Below are 17,726 nucleotides of genomic sequence, written 5' to 3'. Positions count from 1 at the left end.
CCTGATAAAAAAGAGAACCCAGTGAAAACAACTTATTCGCTTGAACAACTGTTGCCTTATATAAGGCAACACTCAAACTTTTACCGCACCCGCCTGAACCACTTACCGGCAGAAGGTATTACGCTAAAAGACCTGCCGTTAACCAATGTGGCCGACTATTGGGCTGACAGTAACGACCTTAATCATTGGCCTGTGTTGACCGGGGACATCGAAGACGCGTTGGTGTTTAAAACCGGCGGATCTACCAGCCAGGGCAAACTGACGGTTTACTCGACCGGCGAGTGGCAAGCCTTGGTCAGTACGTTTGGAAACAGTGTTTCCTCTCAGCTGAAGGACGGTGACAGGGTCGCCAACCTGTTCTTTTCCGGCGATCTCTACGCCAGCTTTCTGTTCATTCATGACTCGCTGGCGCACGTCAAACGTTCCATCTGTGAGTTTCCGTTCACCGGCGAAGTCAGCATGGATGTCTTGGCGGATGCGCTGGATCAGCACCGGATCAACGTGCTGGTCGGCGTACCGGCGCAGTTGTTGCGATTCGCGGCGTACCTGACCCAGCATCAACGGGTGCTGTGTGGGGTTGATACGTTGCTGTACGGCGGCGAAAGTCTGTTCGGCCCGCAATTGGCCATCCTCACCCAGGTATTTCCCAACGTGCGCATCGCTTCAATCGGCTATGCCAGCGTCGATGCGGGCCTGATCGGCGCTACGAGCCTCGACTGCGCCTTGGGCGAGCATCGGGTATTTGAACCCCAAACCCTGCTGGAAATCGTCGATGAACTGACCGGTGAAGTCATTGAAGAATGCGACCGCACCGGATTATTGGTGGTGACCAACCTGACCCGCCGACTCATGCCGCTGCTGCGTTATCCGGTGGGCGACCGCGCCTGCTGGTGTGAGCCCGGCAACACCCCAATGCGCAAATTCGCCCTCAAGGGACGTAGCGCCCATAGTCAGCGGGTTCGTGTGGGGTCGGCGTCGTTGTTGATCGACGAAATGCTCCAGATTGTCCAGCGCGTTGCTGGCACCGACCAATGGCAATTGCGCATCGAACATGACGGATACAAGGACATCGTCAGTGTGAAATGGGTGCCTGACGCTAACGCCGTGGCCACCGCACCGCGATGCCAGGCGCTGTATGAAGCGCTTGTGGCCCATTACACCGCGCTCGAGCATCTGAATCGCGAAGGGCTGCTGGAGTTGCGAGTGCTGTCCTGCAACGTCACCGACCTGAAGCTGCACCCACGTTCCGGCAAGCAGATGCGGGTTCTGGATTTGCGCACCTATGACGCGCCATCGCCGGAGACTGCGTGATGCCTCATCTGATTTTTCGACGCTACCGCCCTTCCGATGCCCGCGCTGTGAGCCAATTGTTTCGCGAGGTTTATGGCGATCATTACGTTCAACCGGATGTTTACCTACCGGACATGATCAGTCAGCACACCGCCGACGGTCGCTGGAAATCAATGCTGGCGGTGGATGAAGTACGTGTTCTGGGGCATGCCGCGTTGTGCCACGAATCGTCCCCGCAGAACGCGGAACTGGCTCTCAGCGTGGTGCATCCCGCCGCGCAGGGGCAAAGTATCGCGACCCGCCTGGGCCGGGAGTTACTGTTGCAGGCCGGAGCACTGGGCTTCAAGAGCGTCTTGATCAAGCAAGTGACCCACCATCCGTACACGCAACGCATGGCCGCAAACATCGGCTTCCACAGCACGGGAGTGCTGCCCGACTACGTTCCTTCGCCCTTCGCCGAACCGCACCCGGAAACCATTGTGATGGGTTGCCACGTGGTCGAAGGACAGGCGCGCCCACTTCCCGACATCCCCTGGCCCGAACGCTACCGGGGGTTTATGCAGCACCTGAGTTCGCTGTTCGGCACCCATCCAGAAATGACCACACAACCTTCGATACCCTTGCAGATCAAGCAGCACCATCACCGCTTCGACATGGTCATTCACCGCTTGACCAAACGTCTGCTCGACCAGATCCGGCAATTGCCCGGTCACTGGATGATCTCTGCCCAACTTGCGTTGTCGCGACACTTCGCCGAGGACCTTCGCAGTTTGACCACGCTTGGTTTCACCTTCACCGGGTTGATGCCTGCTCCCGGCAGTCATGGATGGTTTGCCCTGTTTCATCGAGGGGCGCGGCCTCGGTCCCTCAATCTGCATTGCCCCTACATGCAACAGTTGCACGACGATTTGCAGCGAAACACCGAAGCACTGGGCCGCGCTCGCTCAGCCGCTTGAGTCTTTTCGGTAAAACTCATTGCCTGGCTGCGCGCAAAGCTCCACCAGCCAGTCGACAAACACCCTCACCCGCCGGGACAACTGGCGGTGTGGGGGATAGAGCGCCGTCAGCGGCATCCCGGGGGGCGGCGTCGCTTTCAACACTTCGCACAAACGCCCTTCCTTCAATTGGCGGGCGACGTGGTAGTACGGCGTCTGGATCAGTCCGTAACCCGCCTCACAAGCGGCCAGGTAACCGTCGGCACTGTTGACCGATACGTGCTTGGGCAGGTCAATCAACCTGACTTGATCGTCGACCATGAACTCCAGCCCGAACCGCTTGCCGGTAGTGTTGGAGAAATACTCCACCATTTGATGGCCCTCAAGGTCAGCCAGATGTTGCGGGGTTCCATGACGCGCCAGGTACTCGGCGCTGGCGCAGGTGATCTGGTCAAGCATGACCAGCGGCCGCGCGACCAGTGAATCATCCAGCGCCGCCCCCCCGCGCAGCACACAATCGACGCCTTCACGAATAAGGTCGACAGGTCGGTCATTCAAACCGATGTCCAGCTCCATCAATGGATAGCGACGGGTGAATTGCGGCAATGCCGGAATCACGATCAAACGCCCGATCCCGGACGGCATGTCCACTCGCAGCAGGCCTTTTGGATTGTGGCGGGCGGCGGAAAACACCGCTTCGGTTTCCTCCAGATCGGCCAGCAACCGCACGCAACGGGGGTAATAGGCTGCGCCGTCGAGGGTCAGGCTGATCTGCCGCGTGGTCCGTTGCAGCAGTTGCACGCCAAGGTGAGCCTCAAGTTGCTTAATCAGGATGGTCACCGAAGCGCGGGGCAATTGCAGGCTGTCCGCCGCTTTGGCAAAGCCGCCCAGCTCGACGATCCGGGTGAACACGCGCATGGCGTTAAAACGGTCCATTGTCAGGCGATCCGGTTGATTATTTAGAAATTGCAAACAGTGATAGCAGTTTTAGCCGGTTTATCTTGGTTCTGTCGAGGTCAACACTACGGTCTTACACCACAGGGAGTTGATTTCATGCAAACACGTCAATTGGGCAAAAACGGCCCGCAGGTTTCTGCCATCGGGTTGGGCTGCATGGGCATGACCGATTTCTATACGACCGGTATCGATACCCGCGAAGCCACCGCCACCCTGCATCGGGCGCTGGAGTTGGGGATCAACCTGCTCGACACCGCTGACATGTACGGCCCGCACACCAATGAAGAGCTGATCGGCAAGGCCATCATCGGCAAGCGCGAGCAAGTGTTCCTGGCCAGCAAGTTCGGCATCGTCCGCGATCCGTCCAACCCCGGCGCCCGGGGCGTCAACGGCCGACCGGACTACATTCGCGCGTCTATCGACGGCACGCTCAAACGACTGGGCGTTGAAACCCTGGATTTGTACTACCAGCACCGGATCGACCCGCAGGTGGCCATCGAGGAAACCGTCGGCGCCATGGCCGAGTTGGTCAAAGCCGGCAAGGTGCGTTTTCTGGGTTTGAGTGAGGCGTCAGTGGCCACGCTGGAACGGGCGCACAAGGTTCATCCGATCAGCGCCCTGCAAAGTGAGTATTCGCTGTGGAGCCGCGATCAGGAAGAGAACGGTTGCCTGGCCGCGTGCCAGCGTCTGGGCATTGCCTTTGTCCCTTACAGCCCATTGGGCCGGGGCTTTCTGACGGGCGCACTGAAAAGCCCGAATGACTTTGCCGCCGACGATTACCGTCGCTTCAGCCCGCGCTTTGAAGGGGAAAATTTCGCGAAAAATCTGTTGCTGGTGCAGCAGGTACAAGCCTTGGCAGCCGACAAAGGTGTGACGGCGGGCCAATTGGCGTTGGCCTGGGTGCTGGCGCAAGGTGACTACCTGATCCCGATTCCCGGAACCAAACAGCGTAAATACCTTGAAGAGAACGTAGCTGCACTGGAGGTCAAGCTTAGCCGCGACGAATTGCAGGCCCTGGAAGCGATCTTCCCGGCCAATGCCACCGCAGGCTTGCGTTACCCGGAGGAAGTCATGAAGTTGCTTGACCAGTAACCGACGCCGGCCCACTCGGGATGTTGAGTGGGCCAGCGCTAAAAACGTCAGGCCTTGGCGTTGACGCCCTTGTCGGTAGGCACCGTCGTGCCATTGCCCTTGCCGTAAGTGTGCAAGTTCTGCAGAACGTAAATCGCCGTCTTGTATTCCGGGATCAGGCCAACGGCGTACTTGTCGCCCTTGATGCTGTTGTTCTGGATGGTGTCGAGTTGCGTGGCGAAATACTCCAGCGCATTGAATTTTGCATCCGGGTCGTTCTGCACCCCGAACCGGTTAAATTTGTCACCGGCATTCATTAGCGTCATCGCCGTAATATCGGAAATCAGGCCTCGTCCTTTGAGGAAGGCACTGAGATTGCCCAATTGTTTGGCCGATACATTTTCCGGATCGAAACCTTTCACGTTTCGGTGGATTTTCTGCTCATCCATTTTCGCCGTGTTCAGCGCGTTTGGATTGGTCCCCACCAGTGCCAGCATCTGCTTGACCCTGGCGCTGTGGGTGACAGGTTTGCCCCCGCCCGTATCCTGAACCAGCAACCCTGCCTTGGGTGTCCAGGCCCCTGTGTAGCCGATAGTCATGAATGAACTCCCGACCGCGTGACCATAAAAAATTCCTTGTTTAGTCCAGTTTTAGAGCGAGCGAGTATCAACCTGGCAACTAGCCATACCAACAACTATTTCCAGTTTTTACAATTTTTGTACATATTAGATACAAAGCACCAAGTGCCTGGTTTCATTGGTCTACACAAACTTTTTAAAAGTGGTCTAGCCAACTAATCAGCCTCTTGTACGTCTTGGTTAGTTTATTTGTATCAACATCGACACTGTCCGGCCCCTGACCGCTCGTCACCCTGCCCCTTTCTAGCACGCTCGTACCTAAAGCTCGCCAAGTGCAGGCCGATAGCCTTCGAAGCGCCGAATTTTCCGAGCGAAAACCACAATAAGAACGCTGCACAAGGACCGGTCCCATGCCCGCATTCCGTACCATCCAGGCTCGCTACACGCTGTTTCTGGTCCTTTTTATCCTGCTGTTGTTCATCCTGACGGTGGTCGGCATCAGCCAGTTGGTCGCCCCCAAGCTTCGCCACACCGAAGAACAGGTGGCCCTCAACCGCATCGCTGAAGTCGCCGAGCAAATCCAGGGCGAACTGAACAAGGTCCAAGCGCAACAGCGCAGCATCACCCAGACCATTCCGTTGCTCGACAGCGCCGCCATCGACACGGTGCTGCCAGGCCTGGTCGATCAGTACGGCGAGTTGAAAGTGTTCGGAGGCGGTATCTGGCCGTTACCCGGCCAGCGTGAGGCCGGGCGCAACAAGTTCAGCACCTTCTGGCACCGCGACGCCTCGGGCAAGCTGGCGGTCAATACGTTCTGGAACAGTGACGCCGCTCCCAACTATTACGACCAGACCTGGTACAAGGGCGGCATGCAAACCCCGCGCGGCCAATGCGCCTGGGCCGCTGCCTATAAAGATGACGCCAGCGCCGAGCCACGGACCAACTGCGCCATGGCCATTCAGAAAAATGGCGCGGCGTATGGCGTCTCGACCATCGACGTGACCTTGGGCTTCTTCAATGACTTGATCGCCCGCAAGGAAAAAGACCTCGGCGCCGAAATGCTGATCGTCGAAGCCGACGGCAAGATCATCAGCAACAGCTCGCGGATCAGTGGGCCGATCGTGCTGAAGAACATCAGTGAGCTGGCCGGCAACTCGCCGTTCGCCAGTCAAGTGAAGGCCGGCCTGCAAAACCGTGATCAGTCGCAGCGGGTCGAGTTCGACAACAACGGTGAAGCCAACACCTTCTTCATGCGCCCGATCGAAGGCACGCCGTGGTTCCTCGCCACGGCCCTGCCGACCAAGCTGATCACCGCCCAGCGTGACGATGTGCTCAGCACACTGAGCCTGCTGCAAATCCCGATGGTAATCCTGCTGGTGTTGCTGCAAATCTATGCGATTCGCCAACTGATCCAGCGGATGAAAATCCTCAAAGCCAACATCGACGCCCTGTCCGCGGGCGATGCCGACCTGACCAAGCGCATCACCATCCGCGCCGAAGACGAACTGGGCGCCATCGGCCACTCGGTCAACGCCTTCATCATTTACTTGCAGAACATGATCGGCGAAGTCACCCAGGCCACCGGCGCCATGGCGTCCAGCCTGGACAACCTGCAACGGACTTCCGCCCACACCAGCCAGATTCTGGTGCGTCATGCGTCTGAAACCGATCAGACGGTCACGGCGATCACCGAAATGAGTTCGACCGCCGAAAGCGTCGCGCAGAACGCCGCCGAAACGGCCGCTTTCACCCAGCGCGCCAATGAAAACGCCGACCGTTCACGGGTCGTGGTCGGTGAAGCGTCCAGCAGCGTGATCGCCTTGATCGATGAAGTGGCAAGCGCCACCCATAAAGTCGAAAGCATGCAGGAGGATGCGCAACGCATCACCGAGATTCTCGGGGTGATTGGCGCCATTGCCGGGCAGACCAACTTGCTGGCGCTCAACGCCGCGATCGAAGCGGCCCGGGCCGGTGAGCAAGGTCGCGGTTTCGCGGTCGTCGCCGATGAAGTCCGCGCCCTCGCCGCCCGCACGCAGGCCAGCACTTCGCAAATCAATGAAATGCTCAAGCGCCTGACCCAAGGCGTGAGTTCGTCTGTCACCGCGATGGAAAATACCCAGGCCAGTTGCCAGTCTGCGGCCGATGCCACGGCGCGAGTCAACACGGGGCTGGATGAGATGGCCGGCTCGGTCAGCCACATCAACAGCCTGAGTACACAGATCGCTACCGCCGCCGAGCAGCAAAGCGCGGTGACCGAAGAGATCAACCGCAGCATGGTGCAGATCCGCCACATGGTGGATGAGCTGGTAAAAAGCGGCCAGGCCAGCGAGCTCAATACCCAACAACTGCTGCAAGCCAATGCGCGTGTCAGCTCGATCATGGGGCGGTTCAAGGTTCGTTGACTGCTGCTGAATGACACCAGCTCCCTGTGGCCGGGGAGCTGTTGTGGTGAGGAGCCTTTGTGGCGAGGGAGCTTGCTCCCGTCCGGCTGCGAAGCAGTCGTCGCTTTTGGGTCTGCTGCGCAGCCCAGCGGGAGCAAGCTCCCTCGCCACAAAAGTTTGGCAGACCTGTATTAATTCGAAACAACCTCGTATCTCTTCGCGGCAAAAAATGGTCAAAATGCATCTTTTTTGGCCGCAACCCGAGACGAGTCCCCCATGCGAACCCACCTGCGTCTGGTCGCCCTGAGCGCCCTTTTTATCTCCTCCCTGGCTCAGGCCGCCGACCTGGTCCCGATCGAAGTCCACCGTGACGCCAACTGCGGTTGCTGCAAAAAATGGATCAGCCACCTCGAGGCCAACGGTTTCAAGGTTGAAGACCACGTCGAATCCAACATGAGCGAATTCAAGCAACAGCACGGCGTGCCGCCGCGCCTGGCGTCCTGCCACACCGGTCTGATCAACGGCAAATTCGTCGAAGGCCATGTGCCTGCGGATCAAGTCCTGGCCTTGAGCAAACGTGATGACTTGCTGGGTGTTGCGGCGCCGGGCATGCCCATGGGTTCGCCCGGCATGGAAATGGACGGCATGAGCGATGCCTGGCAAGTGATCGGCCTGAAAAAGGACGGCACTGACGTGGTGGTGGCGGACTACCCGGCCCATTGATCGGCGGCGCCTACATCGGGCTGTTTTTCGCGGCATTCGGTGCCGCGACCCTGCTGCCGTTGCAATCCGAAGCGCTGCTCGTCGGGCTGTTGCTCAGCGAGCAGTATTGGCTATGGTCGCTGCTGGCCATCGCAACGCTGGGCAACGTCCTCGGTTCAGTGGTGAATTGGTGGCTAGGCTGTCGCATCGAGCGGTTTCGCGACCGGCGCTGGTTTCCGGTCAGCCCGCGCCATCTGGAACAGGCCCGAAAACACTATCAACGCTATGGTCATTGGTCATTGCTGCTGAGTTGGGTGCCGATCATCGGTGACCCGCTGACGCTGGTGGCCGGCGTCATGCGCGAGCCGCTTGGGCGGTTCCTGCTGATCGTGACCCTCGCCAAAGGTGCTCGTTATGGCGTGCTGGCCCTGGCCACGCTGGGCTGGATCGGTTGAACGATCGGCGGCAGCGATTGCCTGTGTTTAATGTCACCCTAATCATGCCGATCCAGCATCGGCGGGTTTTCTATGGAGTTCACCCATGTCCCGTCCCCTTTCCCGCTGGCTGCCCGGCCTGTTTCTGACCGCTGCCCTGCCTGTTCTGGCTCATGCCGAAGGCCCGGAATACGGGCCGGAACTGCAAGGGTTTGAGTACCCCTATACGGTCAAGCACTTCGCGTTCGAGTCCCAGGGCAAATCCCTGCAAATGGGTTACATGGACGTCGCCGCCCACGGCAAGGCCAACGGGCGCAGCGTGGTGTTGATGCATGGCAAAAACTTCTGCGGCGCCACGTGGGACAGTTCGATCAAAGCCCTGAGCGAAGCCGGTTACCGGGTGATTGCGCCGGACCAGATCGGTTTCTGCACCTCCAGTAAACCGGACAACTATCAGTACACGTTCCAGCAACTGGCGACCAATACCCAGCACCTGCTCAAAGCCCTTGGCATCCAGAAGTCCAGCGTGCTCGGGCACTCCACCGGAGGCATGCTCGCCACGCGCTATGCGCTGCAATACCCCGATCAGGTCGAACAACTCGCGCTGGTCAATCCCATTGGCCTGGAAGACTGGAAAGCCCTTGGCGTGCCCTATCGCTCCGTCGATCAATGGTACGAGCGCGAACTCAAGCTCAGCGCCGACGGCATCCGTACCTATGAACGCAACACCTATTACGGTGGCCGCTGGAAGCCCGAATTCGATCGCTGGGTCGATATGCTGGCCGGCCTGAACAAAGGCCCGGGGCACACGCAAGTCGCCTGGAACTCGGCGTTGATCTACGACATGATCTTCACCCAGCCGGTGTACTACGAGTTCAAGGACCTGAAGATGCCGACGCTGTTGCTGATCGGCACGTCCGACACCACGGCCATCGGCAGTGACATTGCCTCCCCGGAGGTCAAGGCGAAACTCGGTCATTACGACGTGCTCGGCAAGCAAGTGGCAAAACTGATTCCGCAGTCCACACTGGTTGAATTCCCCGGCATGGGCCACGCGCCGCAGATGGAAGAACCGGCGAAATTCCACCAGGCATTGCTCGACTGGCTGAACAAAACCAATCCCGTGCGTTGATGAGGTAAGGCTGATGGCGGTGCAGATTGCGGTGATCGATGATTGGCAGGACGTGGCCCGTGACGTGGTCGACTGGTCCGTGCTGGACAGCCTCGGCGAGGTGAGCTTTATCCATGATTACCCCGCCGACAACGCAACCCTGGCGGAGCGTCTGGGTAAATTCGAAGTGATCTGTGTGATGCGCGAACGCACCCGGTTCGATGAAGACCTCCTGCGCCAATTGCCGACACTCAAGCTGCTGGTCACCGGCGGCATGCGCAATGCCGCGCTGGACCTCAAAGCCGCTACGGCACTGGGCATCCAGGTCAGTGGCACCGACAGCTACAAACACGCGGCTCCAGAACTGACCTGGGCACTGATCATGGCGGCGACCCGCAATCTCGTGGTCGAAGCCAATGCCTTGCGCGCAGGGAAATGGCAGCAAGGCCTGGGTGGCGACTTGCACGGCAAGACGCTGGCAATCCTCGGCCTTGGCAGTATCGGCCAACGTGTCGCGCAGTTCGGTCAGGTGTTCGGGATGCGCGTGATCGCGTGGAGCGAAAACCTCACCGCCGAACGTGCCGCTGAAGTGGGCGTGACCTATGTCAGCAAGCAGGAACTGTTCGAGCAGGCCGATGTGCTGTCGGTTCATCTGGTGCTCAGTGATCGCAGCCGGGGATTGGTCGACGCCCAGGCGCTGAACTGGATGAAACCCACGGCGCTGCTGGTCAACACCGCTCGCGGACCGATTGTCGATGAGGCTGCGCTGATCAAGGTATTACAGAAGAATCGGCTGGCGGGGGCGGCGCTGGATGTGTTCGACGTGGAACCTCTGCCGCTAAATCATCCGTTCAGAACGCTGGACAACGTGTTGGCGACGCCGCATGTCGGGTATGTCAGTCAACAGAACTACCATCAGTTCTTTTCGCAAATGATCGAGGACATTCAAGCGTGGTCGTCGGGTGAGCCGATTCGTCTTCTGAGCTAGGACCGCAGCGCCGCTCTCGCACTCGATCGATGTTGGTCAATACTGAACGCGAAAACCACGTATCCTCTGCGCCCGTTTCACGTCCAACCTCGCGAGGGCAGTTTGTCTAAAGGTATCGCTTTATCGGTCTCGGCCTCGGTGCTGTTTGCCGTCATGTATTACTACACCTCGCTGCTCACCCCCTTGAGCGGCGTGGAGATTTTCGGCTGGCGCATGCTGCTGACCGTACCGTGCATGACCGTGTTCATGGTGGTTTCCGGCGAATGGAAACGCGTGGTCGAAATTTTTCGGCGCATCGCCGGGAATCGGAAACTGATCGCCGGCCTGATCGCCTCCTCCGCCCTGCTCGGCGTGCAGCTTTGGCTGTTCATGTGGGCGCCGCTCAACGGCTACAGCCTGGATGTGTCGCTCGGCTATTTCCTGTTGCCGCTGACCATGGTGCTGACCGGGCGGATCGCCTATGGCGAGCGCCTCTCGTATCTGCAAAAAATCGCCGTGGTACTGGCCTGTCTTGGCGTGATCAACGAGGTGTATCAGGTCGGTGGTTTTTCCTGGGCAACCTTGCTGGTCTGCATCGGCTATCCGCTGTATTTCATCCTGCGCAAGCGCCTGGCCGCCGACAACCTTGGCGGTTTATGGCTGGACATGGCGTTGACGCTGCCGGTGGCGTTCTGGTTCGTGCAGAGTGGCGAACAGGGTTTCGGCGTGTTTGATCAACACCCGTGGTTATCGCTGCTGATCCCGATACTCGGGGTGATCAGCGCGTCGGCGCTGGTGGTCTACATCATCGCCAGCCGGTTGTTGCCGTTCAGTCTGTTCGGGCTGTTGAGTTATGTAGAACCGGTGTTGTTGCTGGGCGTTGCGTTGCTGCTTGGGGAAAGCATCAAGCCCGGGGAATGGTTGACCTATATTCCGATCTGGCTGGCAGTAGTGGTGCTGGTGTTCGAAGGGTTCAAGCATCTGGTCCGGCATCGCAAACCTTAAGCCGCACACAAAAACAAATGTGGGAGCGGGCTTGCTCGCGAAGGCGTCGTATCAGTCAACTCAGATGTTGAATGAACAATTGCCTTCGCGAGCAAGCCCGCTCCCACAGGTTTAGCGGTGAGCCGGCTTATTCGGTAGCAAGCACGCCACGACGAACCTGATCACGCTCGATCGATTCGAACAGTGCCTTGAAGTTGCCTTCGCCGAAACCATCGTCGCCTTTACGCTGGATGAATTCGAAGAACACCGGCCCCATCAGGGTTTCCGAGAAGATCTGCAGCAGCAGACGCTTGTCGCCGGACTCGGACGAACCGTCCAGCAGGATCCCACGCGATTGCAGCTGATCCACCGGCTCGCCGTGGTTCGGCAGGCGGCCTTCGAGCATTTCGTAGTAGGTTTCCGGTGGCGCGGTCATGAAGCGCATGCCGATGCTTTTCAGGTGATCCCAGGTCTTGATCAGGTCATCGCTGAGGAAGGCCACGTGCTGGATGCCCTCACCGTTGAACTGCATCAGGAACTCTTCGATCTGCCCGGCGCCCTTGGACGACTCTTCGTTCAGCGGGATGCGGATCATGCCGTCCGGGGCGGTCATGGCCTTGGAGGTCAGGCCGGTGTATTCGCCCTTGATGTCGAAATAACGGATCTCGCGGAAGTTGAACAGCTTTTCGTAGAAATTGGCCCAGTACGCCATGCGACCGCGATACACGTTGTGGGTCAGGTGATCGATGATTTTCAGACCGGCGCCGACCGGGTTGCGGTCAACGCCTTCGATGAACACGAAGTCGATGTCGTAGATCGAGCTGCCTTCGCCAAAACGGTCGATCAGGTACAGCGGCGCGCCGCCAATGCCTTTGATCGCCGGCAGGTTCAGTTCCATCGGCCCGGTTTCGATGTGGATCGGCTGGGCACCGATTTCCAGCGCACGCTTGTAGGCCAGTTGCGAATCCTTGACGCGAAACGCCATACCGCACACCGACGGGCCGTGCTCGGCCGCGAAGTACGAAGCAACACTGTGCGGTTCGTTATTGAGGATCAGGTTGATCTGGCCCTGGCGATACAGGTGCACGTCTTTGGAGCGGTGGGTCGCGACCTTGGTGAAGCCCATGATCTCGAAGATCGGCTCCAGGGTATTCGGGGTCGGCGATGCAAGCTCGATGAATTCAAAGCCCATCAGGCCCATTGGGTTTTCGTATAAATCTGCCATTTTGGCGCCTCATCATTTTTTAGAATTAACGGAACGTTAGTTGCTAAGAATGCTGAAGCCGGCGGGTGGCGCGCAGGAGATGCCCCGCACGCTGCGGGCGAGGAAGTCACCGTAGATCAATTGAAACCCGAAACTTTTCATTGTCGACCCAAGGCTGATGCGGGCGAGTCTTCTGCAGGCAGAAGACGATTATTATTGTATGCGTAACCCGATTCTACACAGCGTAAATAGGTTTGTCCGCCTTCTGTATCAAATCCCCTTTTTCCCTGCTCGCGCAAGGGGTTTGTTGCACAGGAAAATCCCCGCGAGAATCAGCCCGCCTCCCAGGCACATCGCCAGCGTCAACTGCTCGTCTAACAACAGCGTACCGAGGATCACGGCGGTCAGCGGATTCAGGGCAATGAACACCCCCGAACGCGTTGCCCCGATTCGGCGAATACCATCGTAATAACCGATGTAGGCCAGCGCCGAGCCCAACACGCCCAGGTACATCAGGCTCAACCATTGCTGAGGACCGAGGCTGATGAGCGCGCTGACACTCAGTTCACCGTGTATCGCACTAGCCACGCACAGCATCACGGTGCCGAGCAGAATCGAATACGTCACCGTCTGCACCGGCCCCAGCGAGTGGTTCAAGTCTTTGGAGAACAGCGAGTAAATCCCCCAGCCAATCACGCAGCCGAAAATCAGCAGGTCACCGATCCAGGCGTCGGCGTTGCCGGCCAGCAACTGCGAGTTGCGACTGACGATCACCAGGCTCGCCCCGGCGATACAGATCGCGATGCCGATAACCTTCGCCCGACTCATACGCTCCTTGAACAGCAGCCACGACGCCAGCCCGATCACGGCGGGGTTTAGCGCCACAATCAACGACGCACGGGACGCATTGATGTAATGCAGTCCATAAAAGAAGCACAGGTTGTAGAAGAAGATGCCGAAGAACCCCAACAGCGCCAGTTGCAGCCACTGCCTGGGGCTCGGTTTCGCCAGTGGCACGCGGGCCAGTAGCAAAAACAGCAGCAACGCCACGCTGGCCAGGAGGAATCTGAGGCTGGCGGCGAACAATGGGCTTAGGCTGTCCGCGAGAAACCGGCCGGCCACGAACGTCCCGCCCCAGATCATGGTGACAGCGGCGAGTTTCAGGTAAACCGGCACATCCGATGAGGCTGTTTGCGCATAAGCATTCATGAGGCGTAAGGACTTCAGTCAGGGTAGATGACGTATCATTCGACTAATGCACGATCATCGTAAAATGAGTAAAGACTCATGACCCTGACACAACTCGAGATTTTTTCGCTGGTCGCCGAACTGCGTGGTTTCACGGCGGCGGCCAATCGGCTGGGGATTTCCCAATCGGCGGTGTCGCATGCCTTAAAGTCGCTGGAACAGGAATTGGGTGTCGAGTTATTCCGGCGCCACCAGTCCCAAGTCGAACCGAGCGACATCGGTCTCCAGCTCTTATTGCGCGCCCGGGCCATGCTCGGGTTGGCCAACACCTTGCGCCAGGAAGCGGCCGATGCTCGCGGGATGAAGCGCGGCACTCTGCGCATCGGCTCGTTCGGCCCCACCTCATCGATCAAACTGCTGCCGCAGATCCTGCAGCACTACCGCGCCGCTCACCCCGGTATCGAAGTCCACATCGACGAAGGCCCGGACCGGCTGATTATCCAGTGGCTGGAAGAACGACGAATCGATATCGGTTTCGTGGTGCTGCCCGAAGATCGCTTCGATACTTTCACGCTGATCGAAGACCGGATGGTCGCGCTGCTGCCCTCCGATCATCTGCTGGCGGGTCGCGACAGCTTGAGCTTGAGCGACTTGTGTCACGACCCGTTCGTGCTGACCGAAGCCGGGTCTTCGGAGCTGGTTTCACGGCTGTTCAGTGCGGCCCGGCTGACACCGAACATCCGTTATCGCTGCTCGCAGTTGATCAGCACCCTCGACACCGTAGGCCGAGGCAATGCCGTGACCGTGGTCGCCGAAGGTTCGTTGCCCGACGACAACGACAGCCGCTACGTGAAAAAACCGCTGTCGCCATCCGTCAATCGGCAGGTGGGCCTGGCAGTGCTCGACCAACGTCAATCGTCGCCCGCAACGCTGGCGTTTATCCAGCTGGCTTCAAGCCTTGATTATCGTTGAGCGGCATAAGTCCCGACGGCCATCTATCATGCCCACTACCTGAACTCTTTATGGGAGACGTGCCGTTGCCCTCCCAGCATTTGAGAGCCGTCCTTCATCGTCACAGGCTTTGCGAATGCCACTGAACGCCAAGACCCACAAACGCGGCAAACGAATGGCTGTAACCCTCCTGAGCGGGGTGCTTCCAGTGCTGCTGGGGAGCGTCATTCTCTATATGCAGGCCGAGCGTGCGCTCAAGCAGAGCACCACGCTGACGGCCGAAGAAGCCATCCGCCAATTCGAATTGATGCTCGATAGTAACGCCCAGGCGGCACGAGAACTGCTGCCGCTGGCCGGTCAAAGCTGCAATGACGTCAAATTGGCCCTGCGTGAACAGGTCACCCGCGGTCCATTCGTGCGCGCGACGAATCTGGTGTGGGACGACAGCATTTATTGCAGTTCTTTGTTCGGTGACTACCACGAAAAGCTCAGTGCCGGCGACTACTCCAAAGGCCGGTTGCTACTGATGAAAGGCAACCTGGTCACGCCTGACACCGCGATACTGGTGTATCGACTGGGCGAAGGAAAACAGGGAGCTTTAAGTACGCTGGACGGTTATCACCTGAGCAACGTGCTGCGCATGATTGGTCGCAAGACGATCCTGTTGCTGCAAGTCGGTCCCAACTGGTTATCCGCCGACGGCAAGGTTCACGATGTCGCCCTTCCCGTCCTGCCCGTGGCCGAAAGCAAACTGACGTCCACGCGTTATGGCTTTACGGTCGCAGCCGGTTTCCCCAAGGGTGAAACCTGGCGCTACATGAGCAGCGAGTACCCGCCGCTGTTCAGTCTGCTTATCTTCTTCGGCGTGGTCGCGGGCGCAATCGGACATGTTCTGCAAATGCGCTCGTCGTCCCCCAGCCATGAAATGCAGCGCGCACTGGAGGCCGCCGAGTTCATTCCGTATTTTCAGCCCGTGGTACATGGCGATACTAAAACCTGGTCCGGCGCTGAAGTGTTGATGCGCTGGAATCACCCGAAGGAAGGCCTGGTGCGCCCTGACCTGTTCATTCCGTTTGCCGAGCATTCCGGGTTGATCGTGCCGATGACCCGCGCCCTGATGCGACAGACCTCTGCGCTGTTGGCGCCTGTCGCTGCCTCGTTCGACGGGCCGTTTCACATTGGCATCAACATCACCGCCAGCCACTGCCAGGACCTGGAACTGGTCGAGGATTGCCGGAAATTTCTCAGTGCCTTTGCGCCGGGCGCCATCAACCTGGTGCTGGAGTTGACCGAGCGCGAACTGATCGAGCCGACGGCCATCACGCACCAATTGTTCGAGCAGCTTCACGCCTTGGGCGTAATGATCGCTATCGATGACTTTGGCACGGGTCACTCAAGCCTCGGTTACCTGCGCCAGTTCAATGTGGACTTCCTGAAAATCGATCAGAGTTTTGTCGCGATGATCGGCGTTGACGCGCTTTCCCGGCACATTCTGGACAGCATTATCGAACTGTCGGCCAAGCTCGATCTGGGGATCGTCGCCGAAGGCGTGGAAACCGAGGAGCAAAGTGACTATCTGGCCGCACACGGCGTGAACTTTCTGCAAGGTTATTTGTTCGGTCGACCGATGCCCGGTGCCGAATTCATTAATGCATTAAGGCGCCATTAACCTGCGGTTTACGCGACGAGGCAACGAAGCGGCGCACCAAATTGAATCAAAAGACTACTGTAGTTACATGAAGAAAAAGACATGATTTACTCTTGGCCAATTAACTACTACAATTTTTCATGCCTGTGCAAGATTGGCAGGTGAGCCACTATCACCGAGTCGCTTCAAGGCTCTTGGCTTATAGCTTTGTTTGCGGTTGGTATCAGCCAAACACACTATTGGAGTAATGAATTTGTCCAGACTCGCTGAATTTCGTGCCGCTGAAAAGGCCCTTCAAGAACAGCTCAAGCAGCTGGAATCGCTGAAGAATGATGCCGGGCTCAAGAAAGAAATCGAATTCGAAGAAAAGCTCCAGGGGCTGATGAAAACCTACGGCAAAAGCCTGCGCGACATCATCGCCATTCTCGATCCGAACCCGGCAAAATCCGGTCTGCAGGCAGCAGCCCCTAAAACCCGCCGCGCTCGTGTGGTCAAGGTTTATCACAACCCGCACACCGGCGAGCTGATTGAAACCAAGGGCGGCAACCACCGCGGCCTGAAAGCCTGGAAGGAACAGTACGGTGCCGCTACCGTAGATTCCTGGCTGCGAGGCTAAGCACTCGCGGTGATAAAACAAGCCCTGCCAATGCAGGGCTTTTTTTATGAACGGCCTTTAAACGCAACGAGGGGAGTCGTTCAACTCGCTACTTACCGACTAAACTTTATGCTTAATCCGTTTGGGTATCTAAAAATTTCAGATCGCGCTGAAATCTGCAGTCACGCAAACCCTCAACTAAAGTTTCAAGCTGTTACGAGCCGCCGCAATTTCATGCTCACTTGCCTTATAAGCCTCAGCCTGCCCCGCGTAGGAAAAAACATAGGCCTTATCGGCATCCACCGCCGCGACCAATGTTTGCGACAGCACATGTCGACCGTTCTGTGTAATCGTGCAAGTAGTTTCCAATCCCGATAAGCGGCTCAAGGTCGCTGGATGAATTTTGTTGCAGACACTTTGATAGCCGCCTTGAAAAAAGTCCTTCTGCACCGACTTGCGCATTTCCAGCAACACGCCCTCCAGATTGACCTGATGACCGCTTTCTACTTGAGTCATGGTCAATTCCATCACCATTACCGGCGTGCCGCCCTGGTCGACTTTCACCGCGCGCTGCCGGGAAACCCCTGGTTTGGCATCATCTTGCGGAACGGCTTCGACCTCCCAGCCGCTCGGCCAGGTCACCACCGGTGCATCCGCATGAGCGCTGGTGACAGCTGACAGCAGGCAGAACAGGACGAAGGTCGATTTACGGAATCGGATCATTGCAATG

16 protein-coding genes and 2 pseudogenes are annotated in these 17,726 nt (G+C 58.2%); 13 read left to right on the top strand and 5 right to left on the bottom strand.

Annotation, left to right across the window (positions count from 1 at the left end; all coding sequences use genetic code 11):
- Positions 1-21 precede the first annotated feature (21 nt).
- On the top strand, positions 22-1,311 hold the full coding sequence (locus ACA075_RS13665) for a phenylacetate--CoA ligase family protein (protein ID WP_497298937.1): 1,290 nt from the start codon (positions 22-24) through the stop codon (positions 1,309-1,311).
- Positions 1,311-2,246 (top strand): GNAT family N-acetyltransferase, encoded by a 936-nt coding sequence (locus tag ACA075_RS13660; protein ID WP_497298936.1) that lies wholly within the window; start codon positions 1,311-1,313, stop codon positions 2,244-2,246. Before ACA075_RS13665 ends, ACA075_RS13660 begins: the two co-directional genes overlap by 1 nt.
- Here the strand turns inward: ACA075_RS13660 and ACA075_RS13655 are convergent.
- Positions 2,235-3,161: a LysR family transcriptional regulator gene (locus ACA075_RS13655; protein ID WP_497298935.1), complete on the bottom strand. Its 927-nt coding sequence runs from the start codon at positions 3,159-3,161 to the stop codon at positions 2,235-2,237. The two genes, ACA075_RS13660 and ACA075_RS13655, sit on opposite strands and share 12 nt — an antisense overlap.
- 117 nt (positions 3,162-3,278) lie before the next feature.
- Between ACA075_RS13655 and ACA075_RS13650 the strand changes: the two genes are divergently transcribed.
- Positions 3,279-4,274: an aldo/keto reductase gene (locus ACA075_RS13650; RefSeq protein ID WP_497298934.1), complete on the top strand. Its 996-nt coding sequence runs from the start codon at positions 3,279-3,281 to the stop codon at positions 4,272-4,274.
- Between the two features lie 47 nt (positions 4,275-4,321).
- Here the strand turns inward: ACA075_RS13650 and ACA075_RS13645 are convergent, their stop codons facing one another.
- Entirely contained in the window at positions 4,322-4,852 is a 531-nt protein-coding gene (locus ACA075_RS13645) for a hypothetical protein (RefSeq protein ID WP_497298933.1), read from the bottom strand.
- A gap of 389 nt (positions 4,853-5,241) precedes the next feature.
- Between ACA075_RS13645 and ACA075_RS13640 the strand changes: the two are divergent.
- The 7 genes and pseudogenes from ACA075_RS13640 to rarD form a co-directional block, all read left to right on the top strand.
- Positions 5,242-6,369 (top strand): annotated as a pseudogene (locus ACA075_RS13640) (HAMP domain-containing protein); the annotation flags it as partial.
- 339 nt (positions 6,370-6,708) lie between these two features.
- Positions 6,709-7,233: pseudogene (locus tag ACA075_RS13635) on the top strand (methyl-accepting chemotaxis protein); the annotation flags it as partial.
- A 255-nt stretch (positions 7,234-7,488) separates the two neighbouring features.
- On the top strand, positions 7,489-7,935 hold the full coding sequence (locus ACA075_RS13630) for a DUF411 domain-containing protein (RefSeq protein WP_497298931.1): 447 nt from the start codon (positions 7,489-7,491) through the stop codon (positions 7,933-7,935).
- On the top strand, positions 7,935-8,369 hold the full coding sequence (locus ACA075_RS13625) for a YqaA family protein (protein ID WP_497299253.1): 435 nt from the start codon (positions 7,935-7,937) through the stop codon (positions 8,367-8,369). The genes ACA075_RS13630 and ACA075_RS13625 overlap by 1 nt, the downstream gene beginning before the upstream one ends.
- An 85-nt stretch (positions 8,370-8,454) precedes the next feature.
- The gene (locus ACA075_RS13620; protein ID WP_497298930.1) at positions 8,455-9,480 is read left to right on the top strand and encodes an alpha/beta fold hydrolase; all 1,026 of its coding nucleotides are present in this window, start codon (positions 8,455-8,457) and stop codon (positions 9,478-9,480) included.
- A gap of 13 nt (positions 9,481-9,493) precedes the next feature.
- Positions 9,494-10,447 (top strand): D-2-hydroxyacid dehydrogenase family protein, encoded by a 954-nt coding sequence (locus ACA075_RS13615; RefSeq protein ID WP_497298929.1) that lies wholly within the window; start codon positions 9,494-9,496, stop codon positions 10,445-10,447.
- A 102-nt stretch (positions 10,448-10,549) separates the two neighbouring features.
- Entirely contained in the window at positions 10,550-11,431 is an 882-nt protein-coding gene (gene rarD / locus ACA075_RS13610) for an EamA family transporter RarD (protein ID WP_497298928.1), read from the top strand.
- A 127-nt stretch (positions 11,432-11,558) separates the two neighbouring features.
- On the opposite strand, the gene hppD is transcribed toward rarD, so the two are convergent.
- Together hppD and ACA075_RS13600 are read right to left on the bottom strand one after the other, a co-directional pair.
- Positions 11,559-12,635: a 4-hydroxyphenylpyruvate dioxygenase gene (gene hppD / locus ACA075_RS13605; protein WP_219093983.1), complete on the bottom strand. Its 1,077-nt coding sequence runs from the start codon at positions 12,633-12,635 to the stop codon at positions 11,559-11,561.
- A 249-nt stretch (positions 12,636-12,884) separates the two neighbouring features.
- Entirely contained in the window at positions 12,885-13,823 is a 939-nt protein-coding gene (locus ACA075_RS13600; protein WP_497298927.1) for a DMT family transporter, read from the bottom strand.
- Between the two features lie 78 nt (positions 13,824-13,901).
- On the opposite strand from ACA075_RS13600, the gene ACA075_RS13595 reads away from it, so the two are divergent.
- The 3 genes from ACA075_RS13595 to ACA075_RS13585 all read left to right on the top strand — a co-directional run bounded on the left by ACA075_RS13595 (position 13,902) and on the right by ACA075_RS13585 (position 17,017).
- Positions 13,902-14,774 carry a LysR family transcriptional regulator gene (locus ACA075_RS13595; protein ID WP_497298926.1) on the top strand — a complete coding sequence of 291 codons (873 nt, stop codon included), beginning with the start codon at positions 13,902-13,904 and terminating at the stop codon, positions 14,772-14,774.
- Between the two features lie 115 nt (positions 14,775-14,889).
- Complete coding sequence (locus ACA075_RS13590) at positions 14,890-16,422, top strand: EAL domain-containing protein (RefSeq protein ID WP_497298925.1); 1,533 nt, start codon at positions 14,890-14,892, stop codon at positions 16,420-16,422.
- Between the two features lie 232 nt (positions 16,423-16,654).
- Positions 16,655-17,017, top strand: a complete 363-nt coding sequence (locus ACA075_RS13585) for a histone-like nucleoid-structuring protein, MvaT/MvaU family (RefSeq protein WP_077747869.1) — start codon at positions 16,655-16,657, stop codon at positions 17,015-17,017.
- A 177-nt stretch (positions 17,018-17,194) separates the two neighbouring features.
- Here the strand turns inward: ACA075_RS13585 and ACA075_RS13580 are convergent, their stop codons facing one another.
- Positions 17,195-17,719: a DUF4946 domain-containing protein gene (locus ACA075_RS13580; protein WP_497298924.1), complete on the bottom strand. Its 525-nt coding sequence runs from the start codon at positions 17,717-17,719 to the stop codon at positions 17,195-17,197.
- Between the last annotated feature and the right edge of the window lie 7 nt (positions 17,720-17,726).

It is taken from the genome of Pseudomonas sp. LBUM1663 (assembly GCF_059695905.1).
Note: the sequence above shows the minus strand (reverse complement) of the source record. Positions and strands in the feature narration are given on the sequence as shown.

Coding starts and splice junctions, on each gene's coding strand:
- ACA075_RS13655 (WP_497298935.1), bottom strand. CDS start 3,161: ATGGACCGTTTTAACGCCATGCGCGTGTTCACCCGGATCGTCGAGCTG.
- ACA075_RS13650 (WP_497298934.1), top strand. CDS start 3,279: ATGCAAACACGTCAATTGGGCAAAAACGGCCCGCAGGTTTCTGCCATC.
- ACA075_RS13645 (WP_497298933.1), bottom strand. CDS start 4,852: ATGACTATCGGCTACACAGGGGCCTGGACACCCAAGGCAGGGTTGCTG.
- ACA075_RS13630 (WP_497298931.1), top strand. CDS start 7,489: ATGCGAACCCACCTGCGTCTGGTCGCCCTGAGCGCCCTTTTTATCTCC.
- ACA075_RS13615 (WP_497298929.1), top strand. CDS start 9,494: ATGGCGGTGCAGATTGCGGTGATCGATGATTGGCAGGACGTGGCCCGT.
- ACA075_RS13620 (WP_497298930.1), top strand. CDS start 8,455: ATGTCCCGTCCCCTTTCCCGCTGGCTGCCCGGCCTGTTTCTGACCGCT.
- hppD (WP_219093983.1), bottom strand. CDS start 12,635: ATGGCAGATTTATACGAAAACCCAATGGGCCTGATGGGCTTTGAATTC.
- ACA075_RS13580 (WP_497298924.1), bottom strand. CDS start 17,719: ATGATCCGATTCCGTAAATCGACCTTCGTCCTGTTCTGCCTGCTGTCA.
- ACA075_RS13590 (WP_497298925.1), top strand. CDS start 14,890: ATGCCACTGAACGCCAAGACCCACAAACGCGGCAAACGAATGGCTGTA.
- ACA075_RS13660 (WP_497298936.1), top strand. CDS start 1,311: ATGCCTCATCTGATTTTTCGACGCTACCGCCCTTCCGATGCCCGCGCT.
- ACA075_RS13600 (WP_497298927.1), bottom strand. CDS start 13,823: ATGAATGCTTATGCGCAAACAGCCTCATCGGATGTGCCGGTTTACCTG.
- ACA075_RS13595 (WP_497298926.1), top strand. CDS start 13,902: ATGACCCTGACACAACTCGAGATTTTTTCGCTGGTCGCCGAACTGCGT.